Below are 15,750 nucleotides of genomic sequence, written 5' to 3' on the forward strand. Positions count from 1 at the left end.
TGTGGGGGGGGGGGGGGGGGGGGGCGCCGCGGGGGGGGGGGGGCCCGCGGGGGGGGGGGGGGGGGGCGCCCCCGGGGGGGGGGGCGCCCCCGCGGGGGGGGGGCCCCCCCCCCCCCCCCCCCCCCCCCCCGCGTCAGTCGACCCGGAGCCGGTAGCCGCGCTTGACCACGGTCTGCACCACGCGCGGCGCGCGCAGGCCGGCCCGCAGGCGTGCCACCGCCATCTCCACCGCGTGCTCGTCGGCGCCCCGGGGGAGGGTCCGCAGCAGCGCGGTGCGCGACAGCACCCGTCCGGGGGCCTGGGCCAGCGCCCGCAGCACCGCCATCGGGGCGGGAGCGAGCGGGCGTAGTTCCCCGTCGATCACCGCCGCGTGCCCGCGCAGGGTGAGCAGGTGCCCGCCGGCCTTGAACGTCAGGGTCCGGCGGGGCAACTCGTCGACGATGGTCCGCACCAACGCGCCCAGCCGGGCCCGCCCGGGCGCGCTCACCGGCACCCCGTGGCGCAGCAACGGCTCGGCGGTCACCGCGCCGACGCAGCTGGCCAGCACGTCGCTGCGGAACGCGGCCACCACCGCGTCGGTACGGTCCCCGGCGGCCCGCAGCAGCGCCTCGGCCGCCGGTGCCGAGGTGAACGTCACCGCGTCCACCAGCCGGCCGGCGATCAGGTCGATCAGCCGGTGCAGCGGCGCCGGGTCGGTCGGCGGCGCCCAGCGGTAGACCGGCACCTCGATCACCGTGGCGCCGGCCGCCTCCAGCGCGAGCGTGCACTCGGGCTGCCGCTCACCGTGCAGCTGCATGGCGATCACCTGCCCGGCCACGCCACGGCGGCGCAGGTGATCGACCACCTCGTCGCAGCTCTCGGATGCCGGCGACCACTGGTCGTGCAGCCCGGCCGCGCGGATCGCGCCGCGTGCCTTCGGGCCCCGGGCGACGACGTACGAGCTGGCGAGCACCGAACGCAGTGGTTCGGCCAGCCCCCAGCCCTCGGCCGCCTCCAGCCACCCGCGCATCCCGATGCCGGTGTTGGCCATCAGGATGTCGGGTGGCTTGTCCAAGCAGGCGCGGGTCGCCTCGCGCAGTTCCGTGTCGTCGGACAGCGGCACGATCCGCAGCGCCGGGGCGAGCACCACGCGTGCGCCCCGGCGTTCGAGCAGCGCGGCCAACTCGTCGCGCCGCCGGTCGGCGGTCACCCCGATGGTGAAGCCGGCCAGTTCTTCCCGCATCAGCCCTCCCGTCGCAACCGCACTTCGACGATCCCGTCGTGGCAGCGCGTGTCGTGCCGGGCCACGGCCGTCCCGGGCAGGTCGAGGCACTCCCCGGTGCGCAGGTCGTACACCTGCTTGTGCAGCGGTGAGGCGACCGTCGGCACGCCGCCGCGGCTGCCCACGATGCCCCGCGACAGCACGTACGCCCCGGAGACCGGGTCGCGGTTGTCGATCGCGAACAGCCCGTCCACGGTGTGGAAGAGGGCGACCTGCACGCCGTCGACAAGGGCGGCGGCGCCCCGGTTCGGTTCCAGCCGGTCGAGGGGACAGACAGCGGTCCAGGCGAGCGTGGTCGTGTGGCTCATCGCCGTACCTCCGGAAGGCCGAGCGTGACGGGCTGCCGGCGGGCGTGGGCCGGCTCAGGGCGGGTGGTCGTCAGGGCGCGGGCCGGCACCGGCTGGCCGCGTTCCATTGCGAAGGTGATCGACGGGTCGGGCACGTCGGGGGCGTTGACGAAGGAGGTGTAGCGGCGCAGCCGCTCCGGGTCGTCCAGCACGTCGCGCCACTCGTCGGAGTACGACGCCACGTGTCGGGCCATCGCCGCGTCCAGGTCGGCGCAGAGCTCCAGCGAGTCGTCCACGATCACGGCGCGCAGGTGGTCCAGGCCGCCGTCCATGGCCTCGATCCACCCGGCCGTGCGTTGCAGCCGGTCGGCGGTGCGGATGTAATACATTAAAAATCTGTCGATTAGTCGAATCAGTGCTTCTGTCGACAAATCAGTGGCGAACAGGTCGGCGTGCCGGGGCCGGAAGCCGCCGTTGCCGCCGACGTAGAGGTTCCAGCCGGTCTCGGTGGCGATGATGCCGAAGTCCTTGCTGCGGGCCTCGGCGCATTCCCGGGCACAACCGGAGACCGCCGACTTGAGCTTGTGCGGCGCACGCAGCCCGCGATAGCGCAGCTCCAGCGCCACGGCCAGCCCCACCGAATCCTGCACCCCGTACCGGCACCAGGTCTCGCCAACGCAGGACTTCACCGTGCGCAGCGCCTTGCCGTACGCGTGGCCGGATTCGAAACCGGCGTCCACCAGGCGTCGCCAGATCTGCGGCAGCTGCTCCACCCGGGCCCCGAACAGGTCGATCCGCTGCCCGCCGGTGATTTTCGTGTAGAGCTGGAAGTCCCGGGCGACCTCGCCGATCACGATCAGCTTCTCCGGGGTGATCTCGCCGCCGGGGATCCGGGGCACCACCGAGTAGCTGCCGTCGCGTTGCAGGTTGGCCAGGAAGTGGTCGTTGGTGTCCTGCAACGACGCCTGCTCGCCGTCGAGCACGTGCCCACTGCCCAGCGAGGCGAGGATCGACGCCACCACCGGCTTGCAGATGTCACAGCCGCGCCCCCGACCATGCTCGGCGACCAGCCGGGAGAAGGTGCGGATGCCGCGGACGCGGACGATCTCGAACAGCTCCCGCCGGCTGACGTCGAAGTGCTCGCACAGCGCCGTGGACTGTGCGACCCCGGCCGCGTCCAGGAGCTGCTTCAGCATCGGCACGCAGGAGCCGCAGCTCGTGCCCGCCCGCGTGCACGCCTTCAACGCCGGCACGTCCGCGCAGCCGCCCGCGATGGCGTCGTCCACGTCGCCGCGGGTGACCGCGTTGCAGGAGCAGACCTGGACGGTGCCGGGCAGCGCCCCGGCGTCCGCGCCGCCGCCGTCCGGGGCGAGCAGCGCCAGCGGAGCGGCCGGCAGCGGGCCGCCGACACTGGCCCGCAACGTCGGGTACGCGCTGGCGTCACCCACCAGCACCCCGCCCAGCAGCGTGTGCGCGTCGTCGGAGAGGACCAGTTTCGCGTACACCCGGGTGGCCGGGTCGGTGAACGTGACGTCCAGGCAGCCCTCGGTGGTGCCGTGCGCATCGCCGAACGACGCCACGTCGACACCGAGCAGTTTCAGCTTGGTGGCGGTGTCCGCGCCCGGGAAGGTCGCCGCGCCGCCGACCAGCCGGTCGGCCACCACCTCGGCCGTCGCGTACCCGGGGGCGACCAGGCCGTGGCAGGTGCCGTCGACCGCCGCGCACTCACCGACGGCCCAGACGCGCTCGTCGGCGCTGCGGCAGGTCGCGTCGACGAGCACGCCGCCGCGCGGACCGAGCGGCAGGCCGGCCGCCCGCGCCAGCTCGTCGCGGGGCCGGATGCCGGCGGCGACCACGACCAGCTCGGCGTCGACCACGCGGCCGTCGGACAGCTCCAGGGCGTCGACCGCGCCGTCGGTGCCAGCGCGGATGGCGGTGGTGGCCACCCCGAGGTGGGTACGCACACCCAGCTCCTCGACGTAGCGGCGCAGCATCGCACCGCCGGCCTGGTCCACCTGCACCGGCATCAGCCGGGGCGCGAACTCGACCACGTCGGTGCTCAGGCCGAGCAGGCGCAGGGCGTTCGCCGCCTCCAGCCCGAGCAACCCGCCGCCGATCACCGCGCCGACCCGCCGTCCCCGCGCGTACGCCCGGATCGCCGCCAGGTCGTCCAGGGTCCGGTACACGAACACGCCGGGCAGGTCGGCGCCGGGCACCGGCGGCACGAAGGGGTACGACCCGGTGGCCAGCACCAGCGCGTCGTAGCCGTACTCGCCCACGGCGGTGGTCACCACCCGCCGGTCGCGGTCGATGGCGGTGGCCGGCTCACCGAGGCGCAGCCGCACACCGTCGTGCGGGGTGTGCACGTTGAGCTCCTCCTCGCTCACCCCGTCGAAGTACGCCGAGAGCCGCACCCGGTCGTACGCCGGACGCCCCTCCTCGGCCAGCACGGTCACCCGCCAGCGGCCCTGCGGGTCACGGGCGCGCAGCGCGTCGACGAAGCGCTGCCCCACCATGCCGTTGCCGATGACGACCAGGTCCTGACCGCTCATCGCGTCACCTCCACCGATTCCGCTTCGGACAGCCAGTCGACGATGCCGCCGACCGCGTCCCGGCATCCGCCGCATCCGGTGCCGGCCCGGGTGCCCGCTACCACCGCGTCGACGGTCCGCGCACCGGAGCGCCAGCAGCGGACCAGCGCTCCCTTGGTGACGGTGTTGCACTGGCAGACGACTGCCGCGTCCGGCATCAGCGCCGGTGAGGCGCTCGGCGCCGCGACGGCCCCGCCGAGCGCCCGGCCCAGCAGCAGGGCCCGCCGGTCGGCCGGCACCGGGTGGCCCCGGTCGAAGAGCTGGATCACCGTGCCCACCGCCGGGTTGTCGCCGAGCAGGATCGCGCCGATCAGCCGTTCGTCGTGGATCCGCAGGCGGGCGTACGTGCCCCGGGCCGGGTCGGCGAAGGTCAGCTCCTCGCCCGGCCCGCCGCCCGCCGCGTCGCCCATCGCGGCCAGGTCGATTCCGGCCGCCTTGAGTCGGGTCACCACCGGCCGGGGTCGGTACCGGGCCAGCGGATCGATGCCGGTCAGCACGTCGGCGAGCACCCGGGCCTGGGCCCAGGCGGGTGCGACAAGCCCGGTGAGCGCGCCGTCGTGCTCGGCGCAGTCGCCGAGCGCCGAGACGGACCGGTCGCTGGTGCGCAGCCGGTCGTCCACCACCACGCCGCGCCGCACGGTCAGCCCGGCGGCCTGCGCGAGCGCGGTGTCCGGGCGTACCCCGCAGGAGAGCACCAGCAGGTCGGCGTGCAGCGACCGGCCGTCGGCCAGGTCGAGGCGGACGCCGGTGTCGTCGGCGACGACTCCGGTCGCCGGCACCGCGAGCTGGATGGTGACGCCGAGCCGGGCGAGCGTGCCGGCGAGCACCGCGCCGGCCGCGGGGTCGAGCTGCCGCTCCATGAGGTGCCCGGTGTGGTGCACCACGGTGGTGGCGAGCCCTCGGGTGGCCAGGCCGCGGGCGGCCTCCAGGCCGAGCAGCCCACCACCGAGCACGATCGCGCTGCGGGCCCCGTCGGCGACGGCGAGAATACGGCGGCAGTCGTCCAGGGTCCGGAAGGGAACGACCCGCTGCGGCAGGTCGGTCGGGTCGAGGCCGGGCAGCGGCGGCACCACCGCCCGCGCGCCGGTGGCCAGCACCAGGTGGTCGTAGGAGATCCGTTCGCCGTCGCCGGTGCGGACCTCGCGGGCGGACCGGTCCACCGCGGTCACCGGCACGCCGGTGCGCATGTCGATGCCGTGCCCGGCGGCCTCGGTCAGCTCCACGTCCGGTTCGGCGATCCGGCCGGTCAGCAGCGTGGAGAGCATGATCCGGTTGTACGCGCGGTGCGGCTCCGCCCCGAGCACGGTGACCTTCCGGTCTCCCTCGCGGGCGTGCAGCTCGGCCGCGAGCCGGGCACCGGCCATCCCGTTGCCGACGATCACCACTCGGGCCGTCATGCCTTCTCCACCCGGACCGCGCAGATCTTGAACTCGGGCATCCCGGAGATCGGGTCCACCGCGTCGTTGGTCACCGAGTTGGCCCGGCCGGCGCCGGGCCAGTGGAACGGCGCGAAGACCGTGTCCGGTCGGATCCCCGCGCTGAGGCGGGCCGGCGCGCGCAGCTCGCCCCGGCGGGACGTGACCCGCACCGGGTCGCCGTCGTCGATGCCCAGCCGGGCCGCCAGGTCGGGGTGCAGCTCGACGAACGCCTCGGGTGCGGCCCGGCGCAGCGCGGCCACCCGGCGGGTCTGGGTGCCGGACTGGTACTGGGCGAGCACCCGGCCGGTGGTGAAGTGCACGGGATACGTGGCGCAGACCTCCTCGGCCGCCGGCCGGTGGTCCACGGCGTGGAACCGGGCCCGGCCGTCCGGGGTGCCGAACCGGTCGGCGAAGAGCCGTGGCGTGTCCGGCCCGTCCTCGCTGGGGCAGGGCCAGAAGACACCGTCGGTCTCGTCGATCCGGGCCCAGTCGATGCCGGCGTAGTCGGCGACCCCGCCGGCGGAGGCGCGGCGCAGCTCGGCAAACACGGTGGCCGGGTCGGTCGGGAACCGCGCCGCCGCCGTCTCGGCGTCGCCCAACCTCGCCGCCAGGTCGGCGATTATGGCCAGGTCGGTGCGGACGCCCGGCGGAGGTGGGCGCAGCGCCCGTCGACGCAGCACGCGGCCCTCCAGATTGGTCATCGTGCCGTTTTCCTCGGCCCACTGCGCGGTGGGCAGCACCACGTCGGCCAGCGCTGCCGTCTCGGAGAGCAGCAGGTCGGCGACGACCAGCAGGTCGAGGTCGCGCAGCCGGCCCTCGATCCGGGCCGCCCGGGGAGCGGAGACCACCGGGTTCGAGCCGAACACCAGCAACGCCCGGGGGCCGTCCGGGGTGCCGAGCGAGTCGAGCAGTTGGTAGGCCGGTACGCCCGGGCCGGGCAGGTCGTCGGCCGGCACGCCCCACACACCGGCGACGTGCTCCCGGGCCGCCGGGTCGTCGATCCTGCGGTAGCCGGGGAGCTGGTCGGCCTTCTGCCCGTGCTCGCGCCCGCCCTGGCCGTTGCCCTGGCCGGTGAGGCAGCCGTACCCCGAGCCCTCGCGGCCGGGCAGGCCGAGAGCGAGAGCGAGATTGACGTACGCGGTGACGGTGTCGACGCCCTTGGCGTGCTGCTCGGCGCCGCGCGCGGTCAGGATGATCACGCGGCCGCCGGTGCCCAGCGCGCGGGCGGTCGCCTCCAGGTCGGCCACCGGCACGCCGGAGAGCTGTTCCGCGCGGGCCGGCCACCAGGCGGCGACGCTGCGGCGGACCGCGTCGAAGCCGGTGGTCCGCTCGGCCACGTACGCCTGGTCGACCCACCCTTGCGTGACCGCGATGTGCAGCAGCGCGTTGGCCACGGCGAGGTCGGTGCCGGGTAGCGGTTGCAGGTGCAGGTCGGCCTGGCGGGCGGTGGCGGTGACGCGGGGGTCGACGACGATGAGCCGGCCGCCGCCCCGGCGCTGCTCGGTGAGCCAGCGCACCAGCGGCGGCATGGTCTCCGCCGGGTTGGCACCCACCAACAGCAGGGTGTCGGCCCGGCCGAGGTCGGCCAGCGGAAACGGCAGCCCACGGTCGACGCCGAAGGCGCGCAGCCCGGCGGCAGCCGCCGAGGACATGCAGAACCGTCCGTTGTAGTCGATGTTGCGGGTGCGCAGCGCGACCCGGGCGAACTTCCCCAGGGCGTACGCCTTCTCGTTGGTCAGCCCGCCGCCGCCGAAGACGGCGACCGCGTCCCGGCCGGAGCTGCCCCCGATGGTGCGCAAACCGGTGACGATCCGGTCCAGCGCGGCGTCCCAGGTTGCCGGGCGCAGCTCGCCACTGACCGGGTCGCGCAGCAGCGGGGTGGTCAGCCGGTCCGGGTGGTCGAGCAGCTCGGCCGAGGTCCAGCCCTTCTGGCAGAGCCCGCCCCGGTTGGTGGGGAACTGGCGGGGGAGCACGCTCACCCCGGTGTCGTCCTCGCGCAGCGTCATCCCGCACTGAAGGGCGCAGTACGGGCAGTGCGTCGCCACCTCCCGGGGGGTTCGCCCCGGTTGAGTTGCCGGCCATGCACCGTCTGTCATGTCCCGAAAGCGTGCCGCCGGGCGGTTTCCGGTCCGGGTCTCTTCTGTTTCGGTCCTGTCAAGTGGGGCTCACACCGCACAGGGGCAGCGGACGTGACGGGTGGCTCGGTCCGCCGACCTGCCGTCCGCCGCGGGTGGCGTGCGCCGCCCTCGTCCCATCCAGCGGTCGGTGCTGTGCCGACCACCTACTCGTCGCCTAATATATGGGAAAACCGTCTCACTAAATGGGAGTCGCGATGAGCGTGACGGACGTGTTCGACGCGGTGGCCGGCACCTACGACGAGGCGCGTCGGCGACTGATTCCCTGCTTCGACGTCTTCTACGGGGCAGCGGTCGAGGTGGCGGCGCCACCACTGCGCGCCGCGCTGGCCGCCGGCCGTACGCCGGAGGTGTTGGATCTGGGCGCGGGGACCGGCCTGCTCTCGCTGCTGCTCGCCGCGGCGGTGCCCGGGGTCCGGCTGACCCTGGTGGACGGTGCACCGGCCATGCTCGCCCGCGCCACCGAGCAGTTGCGCGACCGGGGCGTGCCGCACCGGACCGTTCGGGCCGACCTGTCCGACGAGCTGCCGCCCGGCCGGTACGACGCGGTGGTCAGCGCGCTGGCGATCCACCACCTGGACGACGACGGCAAGCGGGCGCTCTACCGGCGGGCCGCCGCCGCGCTGGCACCCGGCGGGGTGTTCGTCAACGCCGAGCAGGTTGCCGGCCCGACGCCGGCCCTGGACCGCCGCTACGACGAGGTGTGGCTGGCGCGGATCACCGAGCTGGGCGCGTCCCCCGACGAGATCGCGGCTTCCCGGGAGCGGATGCGGCACGACCGGCCGGCGACCGTCGCCGACCAGTGCCGGTGGCTCGCCGAGGCCGGCCTGGTCGACGTCGACTGCTACGTCAAGGAGTGGCGCTTCGCCGTGTTCGGCGGCCGGGCCCGGTGACGGTATGTACGTTTCGACAGCCGGGGACGAGCCGGCCGGCTCGTGGATGACTGACGGTCATACCGCTGGGTAGTCTCAGCGGCATGACTGCCAAGGTGACGCTGTCGTTCACGGACGAGACGATCGAGGAGGCCCGGCGTTTCGCCAAGCGCGAAGGGCTGTCCCTCTCGGCGTGGATGGACCAGGCCGCCCGCGAGAAGGCGCTGCGCGAAGTCTTCACCGCGCACGCCGCCGCCGTGGGTCGTGCCGGCCTCGACCTGGAGTCCGCCGCCCTCGCCGACGCCCGCGAGGTCGGCATGGTCAACGATCTCTTCTCCGGCGGACGGCCAAGTGCTGCGTAGGGGTGAGGTCTGGCGCATCGAGGGCGCCCGGGAACGCCTCGGTCTCGTGATCAGCTCGGACGTCTACAACTCCACCGACGTGCCCATCGTGATCGTGGTCGAGGTGGTCGAGGAGTCGCTGCTACGCGACTCGCCCCTCGCCGTGCCGATGGGCCGGTACGTGGTGATGCCCGACCGGATCTCCGCACCGATGAAGAAGTGGTTCACCGACTGCGTGGACGTCGCCGACACCGAGACCATGCTCCGGGTCAGCCGCGCCCTGCGCATCCTCCAGCAGCTCTGAGCCACCGGACCTCACCATCGCCGCAGGCCCGTGGTGCGGTAGGCGTTTCCGGGCCGACCCGTGACGGGCACTGCCAGGTAACCCCGCTTTCCTAGCGTTCCTCCTCGTCGCATCGACGAGGAGGAGCCGCCGTGAGCACGCTCACCAGCACCGCAGTCACCGCCGAGCCGCCTGCCGTCGCCGGGCGTCGGCGCCCGCTGGACGACTGGCGGCCCGAGGACCCCGACTTCTGGCGTACGACAGGCGCGCCGATCGCCCGCCGTAACCTCTGGGTGTCGATCTTTGCCGAGCACGTCGGCTTCTCCGTGTGGAGCCTCTGGTCGGTGACCGTGCTCTTCCTCGGGCCCGCGTACGGCATCGACCCGGCCGGGAAGTTCCTGCTCACCGCCGTGCCGGCCGCGCTGGGGGCGGTGCTGCGGCTGCCGTACACCCTGGCGGTGGCCCGCTTCGGCGGGCGGCGCTGGACGATCATCAGCGCGCTGCTGCTGCTGCTCCCGACGGTGCCGATGACGGTGCTGCTGGAACCCGGGGTGTCCTACTCCACCCTGATGGTGCTCGCCTGCCTCACCGGCGTCGGCGGCGGCAACTTCGCCTCCTCGATGGCGAACATCAACCTGTTCTACCCGTCCCGGCTCAAGGGGCGGGCCCTCGGGCTCAACGCCGGTGGCGGCAACCTTGGCGTGCCCGCGGTGCAGCTGGTCGGGCTGGCGGTGCTCGCCACCGCCGGCGCCGCGTACCCCCGGTTGGTGCCCGCGGTCTACCTGCCGCTGATCGTGCTGGCCGCGCTGGCGGCGGCCCGCTGGCTGGACACCGTGCCCGGCGCCCGCAACGAGCCCGGGGCGCTGCGCGAGGCTGCCCGGGACCCGCACACCTGGATCATGTCGCTGCTCTACATCGGCACCTTCGGCTCGTTCATCGGGTTCGGTTTCGCGTTCGGCCAGGTGCTCCAGCTCCAGTTCGCCGAGCGGTTTCCCACAGCCGTCGACGCCGCCTGGCTGACCTTCCTCGGGCCGCTGGTGGGCTCGTTGATCCGGCCGCTGGGTGGCCACCTCGCCGACCGGCTCGGCGGGGCCCGGGTGACCTTCTGGAACTTCGTGGCGATGGCGATCGGCGCCGGCACGGTGCTGTACGCGGCCCGCGAGCGCTCGTTCGGCCTCTATCTGGCCGGGTTCCTCGCCCTCTTCGTCTTCTCCGGTGTCGGCAACGGCTCCACGTACAAGATGATCCCGGCGATCTTCCGGGCCCGGGCGGCGGACGCCGTGGCGGCCGGCTCGCGTGACCCGGAGGCCGCCGCGCGGTGGGCGCGGCGGATGACCGGCGCGTTGATCGGCATCGCCGGGGCGATCGGCGCCTCCGGCGGGGTGCTGGTCAACATCGCCTTCCGCCAGTCGTTCCTCGGCTCCGGCAACGCCGATGCCGCCTACCTGGCGTTCATCGGCTGGTATGCGCTGTGCTTCGCGGTGACCTGGTTCGTCTACCGGCGTCCGGGGTCCCACCGGCTCGCCGGGGTGTGATCCGGGTCATGACCGGCGCGTCGCCGCGCGGCAGCCCACCCCCGTTTTGACCTGCCGATGGGGCGCCGGGTATCGTTGCCTGCTGTTGTACGACATCCAGAGGCGTGCCCTATCAGGTACGCTTGGTCGTTCGTGCGCGCTGGTCCGGCCTGCTAGATCTGGTCACCTCGGCGCGCGACCCCAGACCGACGACGAGACAAGGTAGACCTGTGCGTACGTACAGCCCGAAGCCGGGTGAGATCGAGCGTCAGTGGCACGTCATCGACGCCTCTGATGTCGTGCTGGGCCGCCTGGCCACCCACGCCGCCACGTTGCTGCGTGGTAAGCACAAGCCGACTTTCGCGCCGCACGTCGACACGGGCGACTTCGTCGTCATCGTGAACGCGGGCAAGGTTGCGCTGACCGGCAACAAGCGCCAGACCAAGGTCGCTTACCGCCACTCGGGTTACCCGGGTGGTCTGAAGCAGATCGGCTACGACGAGCTGCTGACCAAGCGCCCCGAGCGGGCCATCGAGCTGGCCGTGAAGGGCATGCTCCCGCACAACAAGCTCGGCCGTCAGCTGATCAAGAAGCTGAAGGTCTACGCCGGTGCCGAGCACCCGCACCTCGCGCAGCAGCCGGTGCCGTTCGAGATCAAGCAGATCGCGCAGTGAGCGCGGGCGAAGGAAGCAGCATGACCGACATCACCACCGAGACCGAGGTCGCCCCGGAAGCCCCCGAGGCCACCGAGGCGCCGGCGCCCGTCGCCCGCGCGCCTCGTGGTGACCGGCCGATCCAGACCGTCGGCCGCCGCAAGGAAGCCATCGTTCGGGTCCGCATCGTCCCGGGCACCGGCAAGATCACCTGCAACGGCCAGGACCTCGAGGCCTACTTCCCGAGCAAGGTGCACCAGCAGCTCATCAAGGACCCGCTGGTCACCGCCGAGAAGCTCGACCAGTTCGACGTCATCGCCAACCTGCGTGGCGGCGGCACCACCGGCCAGGCCGGTGCGCTCCGTCTCGGCATCGCCCGCGCGCTGATCGTCAACGAGCCGGACGACCGCCCGGCCCTCAAGAAGGCCGGCTTCCTGACCCGGGACGCCCGGGTCAAGGAGAGCAAGAAGTACGGCCTCAAGAAGGCCCGTAAGGCTCCCCAGTACTCGAAGCGCTGATCTTTCCCAGCGCGTTGTACTTCTGACGGACGGCCGGTCCGCCTCCCCTCGACCGGGGAGGTGGACCGGCCGTTCCGCTTTCTCCTTCTCGGTAGTGCTCATCGGAGGTTGGCGGGTATGGGTCGGTTGTTCGGCACGGACGGCGTACGCGGGCGGGCGAACGCGGATCTCACCCCCGAATTGGCGCTTGCGCTCGCGGTGGCCGCCGCGCACACACTCGCCGAGACGGACCGCAGCCACCCGCCACTCGCCGTGGTCGGCCGGGACACCCGGGCCAGCGGCGAGATGCTGGAGGCCGCCGTCGTGGCCGGGCTGACCAGCGCCGGCGCCAACGTGGTACGCGTCGGCGTGCTGCCCACCCCGGCCGTGGCGTTCCTCACCGCCGAGGCGAAGGCCGACCTCGGGGTGATGCTCTCCGCGTCGCACAACCCCATGCCGGACAACGGCATCAAGCTCTTCGCCGCCGGCGGACACAAGCTGCCCGACGAGATCGAGATGCGGATCGAGGCGGCCGTCGAGACGAACGCCACCACCGCCTGGGACCGTCCGGTCGGCGCCGGCGTCGGCCGGGTGCACGACCTGCTCGACGGTGCGGACCACTACGTCCAGCACCTCGTCGGCACCGTGCCGCACCGGCTCGACGGGATCAAGGTCGTCGTCGACTGCGCCAACGGCGCCGCCGCCGAGGTCGCCCCCGTCGCGTACCGGGAGGCCGGGGCCGAGGTCATCGCGATCCACGCCGAGCCCGACGGGCTGAACATCAACGACGAGTGCGGCTCCAACCACATCGAGGCGCTGCGCGAGGCCGTTGTCGAGCACGGCGCCCACCTGGGCATCGCCCACGACGGTGACGCCGACCGCTGCCTGGCGGTCACCGCCGACGGCGACGAGGTCGACGGCGACCAGGTGATGGCGATCCTCGCGCTGGCCATGCGCGATGCCGGCACGCTCACCCAGGACACCCTGGTGGCCACCGTGATGAGCAACCTCGGCCTGCGGCTGGCGATGTCCGCGCAGGGCATCCGGCTGATCGAGACCAAGGTCGGCGACCGGTACGTGCTGGAGGAGCTGCGCGCCTCCGAGCTGGCGCTCGGCGGCGAGCAGAGCGGCCACATCGTCATGCCCGAGCACGCCACCACCGGCGACGGGGTCCTCACCGGCCTGCACCTGATGGCCCGGATGGCCGCTACCGGCAAGTCCCTCGCCGAGCTGGCCTCCGTCGTCACCAAGCTGCCGCAGGTGCTGATCAACGTCCCGGTCGGCGACCGCACCGTCGGCGCCGCCGCGCCGGCCGTCCGCGCCGAGGTCGAGCGGGCCGAGGCCGAGCTGGGCGAGACCGGCCGGGTGCTGCTGCGCCCGTCGGGCACCGAACCGCTGGTCCGGGTGATGGTCGAGGCGGCCACCGAGGCGACCGCCCGCGAGGTCGCCGAGCGGATCGCCGACCTGGTACGCACCGCCAGCCCCGTCGGGTCGTAGTCAGTCGGGGGGACCGGGGCTTTGGCCCGGCGCGTCAGCGGGTCAGGGCGCGCAACCGGGTGACCGCCTCGGTCAGCACCTCCGGACGCTTGCAGAACGCGAACCGGACCAGTCGTCGGCCGGCCTCGGCGTCGTCGTAGAAGACCTGGGTCGGCACGGCCACCACGCCGCAGCGCTCCGGCAGCGACCGGCAGAACTCCACCCCGTCGGAGCCACCGAGCGGGGTGATGTCGGCGGTGACGAAGTACGTCCCCTCCGACGGCAGCACCTCGAACCCGGCATCGGTGAGGCCGCCCACGAGCTGGTCACGCCGCTGTTGGAGACCGTCGCGGAAAGCCGTGTAGTAGTCGTCGGGCAGGGCCAGCGCCACGGCGACCGCAGGTTGCAGCGGGGCGGCGTTGACATAGGTGAGGAACTGCTTCACCCGTAGCACCGCCGAGACCAGCGCCGCCGGGCCGCTCACCCAGCCGACCTTCCAACCCGTGCAGGAGAACGTCTTGCCGGCCGACGAGATGCGCAGCGTCCGTTCCCGCATTCCGGGCAGCGCGGCCAGCGGCACGTGTGGACCGGACGCGTCCGTGAACACCAGGTGCTCGTAGACCTCGTCGGTGACCGCGTACGCGCCGTACTCCTGACACAGCTCGGCCACCAGCGCCAGCTCGGTCGGCGTGAACACCTTGCCGGTCGGATTGTGCGGAGAGTTGAGCAGCACCAGCCGGGTACGCGGCCCGAACGCCGCCCGCAGCGCCGCCGGGTCGAAGGCGTACCGGCCGTCCGCGGCGGGACGCAGCGTGACCGGCCGCCGGACCGCGCCGGCCAGTGCGATCGAGGCGGCGTACGAGTCGTAGTACGGCTCGAAGCAGACCACCTCGTCACCCGGCTCGCACAGCGCGAGGATGCTGGCCGCCACCGCCTCGGTCGCGCCCGCCGTGATCACGATCTCGCCGTCCGGGTCGTACGACAGGTCGTGGAACCGCCGCTGGTGAGCCGCGACGGCCGCGCGCAGGGCGGGTATCCCCGGGCCGGGCGGGTACTGGTTGTGCCCGCCGCGCAGCGCCTCGGCGGCGGCGGCCAGCATCTCCGGTGGGCCGTCCGTGTCCGGGAAGCCCTGGCCCAGGTTGACCGCCCCCGTCCGTACGGCGAGGGCGGACATCTCGGCGAAGATCGTCGTGCCGAACGGCCGCATCCGGGCCACCAGCGGGTCGACATCGGTGCTCGTCGTCACCTGCGCCAGCCTACGGGCACCCGGCGGCGCAACCCCAGCCTCATTCGGGCTCGCAGCGGGTCATCCAGTACCCCTGGCTCTTGTCGATCACCGGCTTTCCGGCGCCGGTGATCGTGATCGTGCAGTCGAGGGGCTTCTCGGCCACGCCGTCGGGCCAGGTCGCCTCCACCATGACCCGGCTCTGGCCGTTGGTCCGGATGGTCGTACGCCAGGGCAGCTTCGCGCGGTCGACGTGGATGAGATCACTCTCGGCGTCGTAGTAGGCGATGTCCGCCTCACCCACGCCGGACACCTGGTAGACCACGGTCACCGGCGCGGGCCCCGACGTCGGTTGCGTGATCGGCTTCTTGGTGGGCCCCGCGGTGGTGGTCTCCGGATCGATGGGCGCGGTGGGCTCCGGCGCGACGCTCGGCGGCCAGCCGTCGTCGTCGAAGGGGCCGGTGTCGTACGGGTCCTCGGCCACCGGCTCCCCGACCAACTGCCCGACCAGGGGCCCGGCCACGCAGAAGCAGCCGCAGACGGCGAGGGTGAGCGCCGCGACGACCGCGACGACGATCCCGACCACGCGACCGTTGCCGCCGGAGGGGCGACCGGCCGGCGGATAGCCGGGATAGAGGTAGGGCGGTGGATAGCCGGGCGGTGGGTAGCCGGGTGGTGGGTAGCCCGGCGGTGGGTAACCCGGCTGCGGATAGGCGGCCGGGGTGGGTGCCGGCGACGGGTGTGGTGGCCAGGGAGCCGCCGCGGTGGGCGTCCACGAGGTTCCGGTGGGATCGGGTGTCCACGGCGCGGAGGGCGACGCGGGTGTCCACGGCGGTGGCGGTGCCCAGGGCTGGCCCGGGGCCAGTGGGTCGGGCATCGGGAAGGAGCCCGGCGCGGCCCAGTCGGACGGCGGCGTCGCCGGCTGTCCGGCCGTCGGATCCGGCGGCGTCGGGGTTGGCTCCGGGGGTGGCGTCGGGGACGCCTCGGGTGGCGGCGCGTCGGACATGGCTGCTCCGGGCGGGAGTGGGTATGGGGCCAACGGGCCAGGGGAGCGCGCGCCGAGCCCGCCGGAAGACTGTCGTACCCGCTGGCCGTCCGCAACCCCGTTGCTGCGGTGGCGCCGCGACCGGTCCGGTGACACTCGTCCCATTGCGGCCCGCCAACCACGGATCGCTCAAATTCGGTGCTTGTTTAGCC

Annotated in this window: 14 protein-coding genes; 7 read left to right on the top strand and 7 right to left on the bottom strand. The window is 73.5% G+C overall.

Features of this window, described 5'->3' with window-relative positions; translation table 11 throughout:
* Nucleotides 1-133 precede the first annotated feature (133 nt).
* Genes ACGGAQ_RS24260 through ACGGAQ_RS24280 form a run of 5 tightly spaced genes read right to left on the bottom strand, consistent with a single transcriptional unit; the run spans nucleotide 134 to nucleotide 7,653 of the window.
* Complete coding sequence (locus tag ACGGAQ_RS24260; protein WP_393052709.1) at nucleotides 134-1,222, bottom strand: uroporphyrinogen-III synthase; 1,089 nt, start codon at nucleotides 1,220-1,222, stop codon at nucleotides 134-136.
* Nucleotides 1,222-1,569: a nitrite reductase small subunit NirD gene (gene nirD / locus ACGGAQ_RS24265; RefSeq protein WP_393052711.1), complete on the bottom strand. Its 348-nt coding sequence runs from the start codon at nucleotides 1,567-1,569 to the stop codon at nucleotides 1,222-1,224. The genes ACGGAQ_RS24260 and nirD overlap by 1 nt, the downstream gene beginning before the upstream one ends.
* Nucleotides 1,566-4,100 carry a nitrite reductase large subunit NirB gene (gene nirB, locus ACGGAQ_RS24270; protein WP_393052712.1) on the bottom strand — a complete coding sequence of 845 codons (2,535 nt, stop codon included), beginning with the start codon at nucleotides 4,098-4,100 and terminating at the stop codon, nucleotides 1,566-1,568. Before nirB ends, nirD begins: the two co-directional genes overlap by 4 nt.
* The gene (locus ACGGAQ_RS24275; RefSeq protein ID WP_393052714.1) at nucleotides 4,097-5,536 is read right to left on the bottom strand and encodes an FAD-dependent oxidoreductase; all 1,440 of its coding nucleotides are present in this window, start codon (nucleotides 5,534-5,536) and stop codon (nucleotides 4,097-4,099) included. The genes nirB and ACGGAQ_RS24275 overlap by 4 nt, the downstream gene beginning before the upstream one ends.
* Nucleotides 5,533-7,653 (bottom strand): molybdopterin oxidoreductase family protein, encoded by a 2,121-nt coding sequence (locus tag ACGGAQ_RS24280; protein ID WP_393052715.1) that lies wholly within the window; start codon nucleotides 7,651-7,653, stop codon nucleotides 5,533-5,535. The genes ACGGAQ_RS24275 and ACGGAQ_RS24280 overlap by 4 nt, the downstream gene beginning before the upstream one ends.
* A gap of 236 nt (nucleotides 7,654-7,889) precedes the next feature.
* On the opposite strand from ACGGAQ_RS24280, the gene ACGGAQ_RS24285 reads away from it, so the two are divergent.
* From ACGGAQ_RS24285 to glmM, 7 genes are all read left to right on the top strand, one after another.
* Nucleotides 7,890-8,585, top strand: coding sequence for a class I SAM-dependent methyltransferase (locus ACGGAQ_RS24285; RefSeq protein WP_393052717.1), 696 nt, complete (start codon nucleotides 7,890-7,892; stop codon nucleotides 8,583-8,585).
* An 83-nt stretch (nucleotides 8,586-8,668) separates the two neighbouring features.
* Nucleotides 8,669-8,926 carry a DUF6364 family protein gene (locus ACGGAQ_RS24290; protein WP_393052718.1) on the top strand — a complete coding sequence of 86 codons (258 nt, stop codon included), beginning with the start codon at nucleotides 8,669-8,671 and terminating at the stop codon, nucleotides 8,924-8,926.
* Nucleotides 8,916-9,209 carry a hypothetical protein gene (locus ACGGAQ_RS24295; RefSeq protein WP_393052719.1) on the top strand — a complete coding sequence of 98 codons (294 nt, stop codon included), beginning with the start codon at nucleotides 8,916-8,918 and terminating at the stop codon, nucleotides 9,207-9,209. Before ACGGAQ_RS24290 ends, ACGGAQ_RS24295 begins: the two co-directional genes overlap by 11 nt.
* A gap of 131 nt (nucleotides 9,210-9,340) precedes the next feature.
* A complete protein-coding gene (locus ACGGAQ_RS24300; RefSeq protein ID WP_393052720.1) occupies nucleotides 9,341-10,723 on the top strand; it encodes a nitrate/nitrite transporter in 1,383 nt (460 codons plus the stop codon).
* A 209-nt stretch (nucleotides 10,724-10,932) separates the two neighbouring features.
* Complete coding sequence (rplM, locus tag ACGGAQ_RS24305; protein ID WP_053653864.1) at nucleotides 10,933-11,376, top strand: 50S ribosomal protein L13; 444 nt, start codon at nucleotides 10,933-10,935, stop codon at nucleotides 11,374-11,376.
* Between the two features lie 20 nt (nucleotides 11,377-11,396).
* Entirely contained in the window at nucleotides 11,397-11,873 is a 477-nt protein-coding gene (rpsI, locus tag ACGGAQ_RS24310) for a 30S ribosomal protein S9 (RefSeq protein WP_393052721.1), read from the top strand.
* 117 nt (nucleotides 11,874-11,990) lie between these two features.
* The gene (gene glmM / locus ACGGAQ_RS24315) at nucleotides 11,991-13,349 is read left to right on the top strand and encodes a phosphoglucosamine mutase (protein ID WP_393052723.1); all 1,359 of its coding nucleotides are present in this window, start codon (nucleotides 11,991-11,993) and stop codon (nucleotides 13,347-13,349) included.
* Nucleotides 13,350-13,383: 34 nt separating this feature from the next.
* On the opposite strand, the gene ACGGAQ_RS24320 is transcribed toward glmM, so the two are convergent.
* A complete protein-coding gene (locus ACGGAQ_RS24320) occupies nucleotides 13,384-14,574 on the bottom strand; it encodes a pyridoxal phosphate-dependent aminotransferase (RefSeq protein ID WP_393052725.1) in 1,191 nt (396 codons plus the stop codon).
* Between the two features lie 40 nt (nucleotides 14,575-14,614).
* Nucleotides 14,615-15,559 carry an MmpS family transport accessory protein gene (locus ACGGAQ_RS24325; RefSeq protein ID WP_393052727.1) on the bottom strand — a complete coding sequence of 315 codons (945 nt, stop codon included), beginning with the start codon at nucleotides 15,557-15,559 and terminating at the stop codon, nucleotides 14,615-14,617.
* Nucleotides 15,560-15,750 lie beyond the last annotated feature (191 nt).

Source organism: Micromonospora sp. NPDC047557 (assembly GCF_043205095.1).
Lineage (GTDB): Bacteria > Actinomycetota > Actinomycetes > Mycobacteriales > Micromonosporaceae > Micromonospora.

Coding starts and splice junctions, on each gene's coding strand:
- ACGGAQ_RS24260 (WP_393052709.1), bottom strand. CDS start 1,222: ATGCGGGAAGAACTGGCCGGCTTCACCATCGGGGTGACCGCCGACCGG.
- nirD (WP_393052711.1), bottom strand. CDS start 1,569: ATGAGCCACACGACCACGCTCGCCTGGACCGCTGTCTGTCCCCTCGAC.
- nirB (WP_393052712.1), bottom strand. CDS start 4,100: ATGAGCGGTCAGGACCTGGTCGTCATCGGCAACGGCATGGTGGGGCAG.
- ACGGAQ_RS24275 (WP_393052714.1), bottom strand. CDS start 5,536: ATGACGGCCCGAGTGGTGATCGTCGGCAACGGGATGGCCGGTGCCCGG.
- ACGGAQ_RS24280 (WP_393052715.1), bottom strand. CDS start 7,653: ATGACAGACGGTGCATGGCCGGCAACTCAACCGGGGCGAACCCCCCGG.
- ACGGAQ_RS24285 (WP_393052717.1), top strand. CDS start 7,890: ATGAGCGTGACGGACGTGTTCGACGCGGTGGCCGGCACCTACGACGAG.
- ACGGAQ_RS24290 (WP_393052718.1), top strand. CDS start 8,669: ATGACTGCCAAGGTGACGCTGTCGTTCACGGACGAGACGATCGAGGAG.
- rpsI (WP_393052721.1), top strand. CDS start 11,397: ATGACCGACATCACCACCGAGACCGAGGTCGCCCCGGAAGCCCCCGAG.
- glmM (WP_393052723.1), top strand. CDS start 11,991: ATGGGTCGGTTGTTCGGCACGGACGGCGTACGCGGGCGGGCGAACGCG.
- ACGGAQ_RS24325 (WP_393052727.1), bottom strand. CDS start 15,559: ATGTCCGACGCGCCGCCACCCGAGGCGTCCCCGACGCCACCCCCGGAG.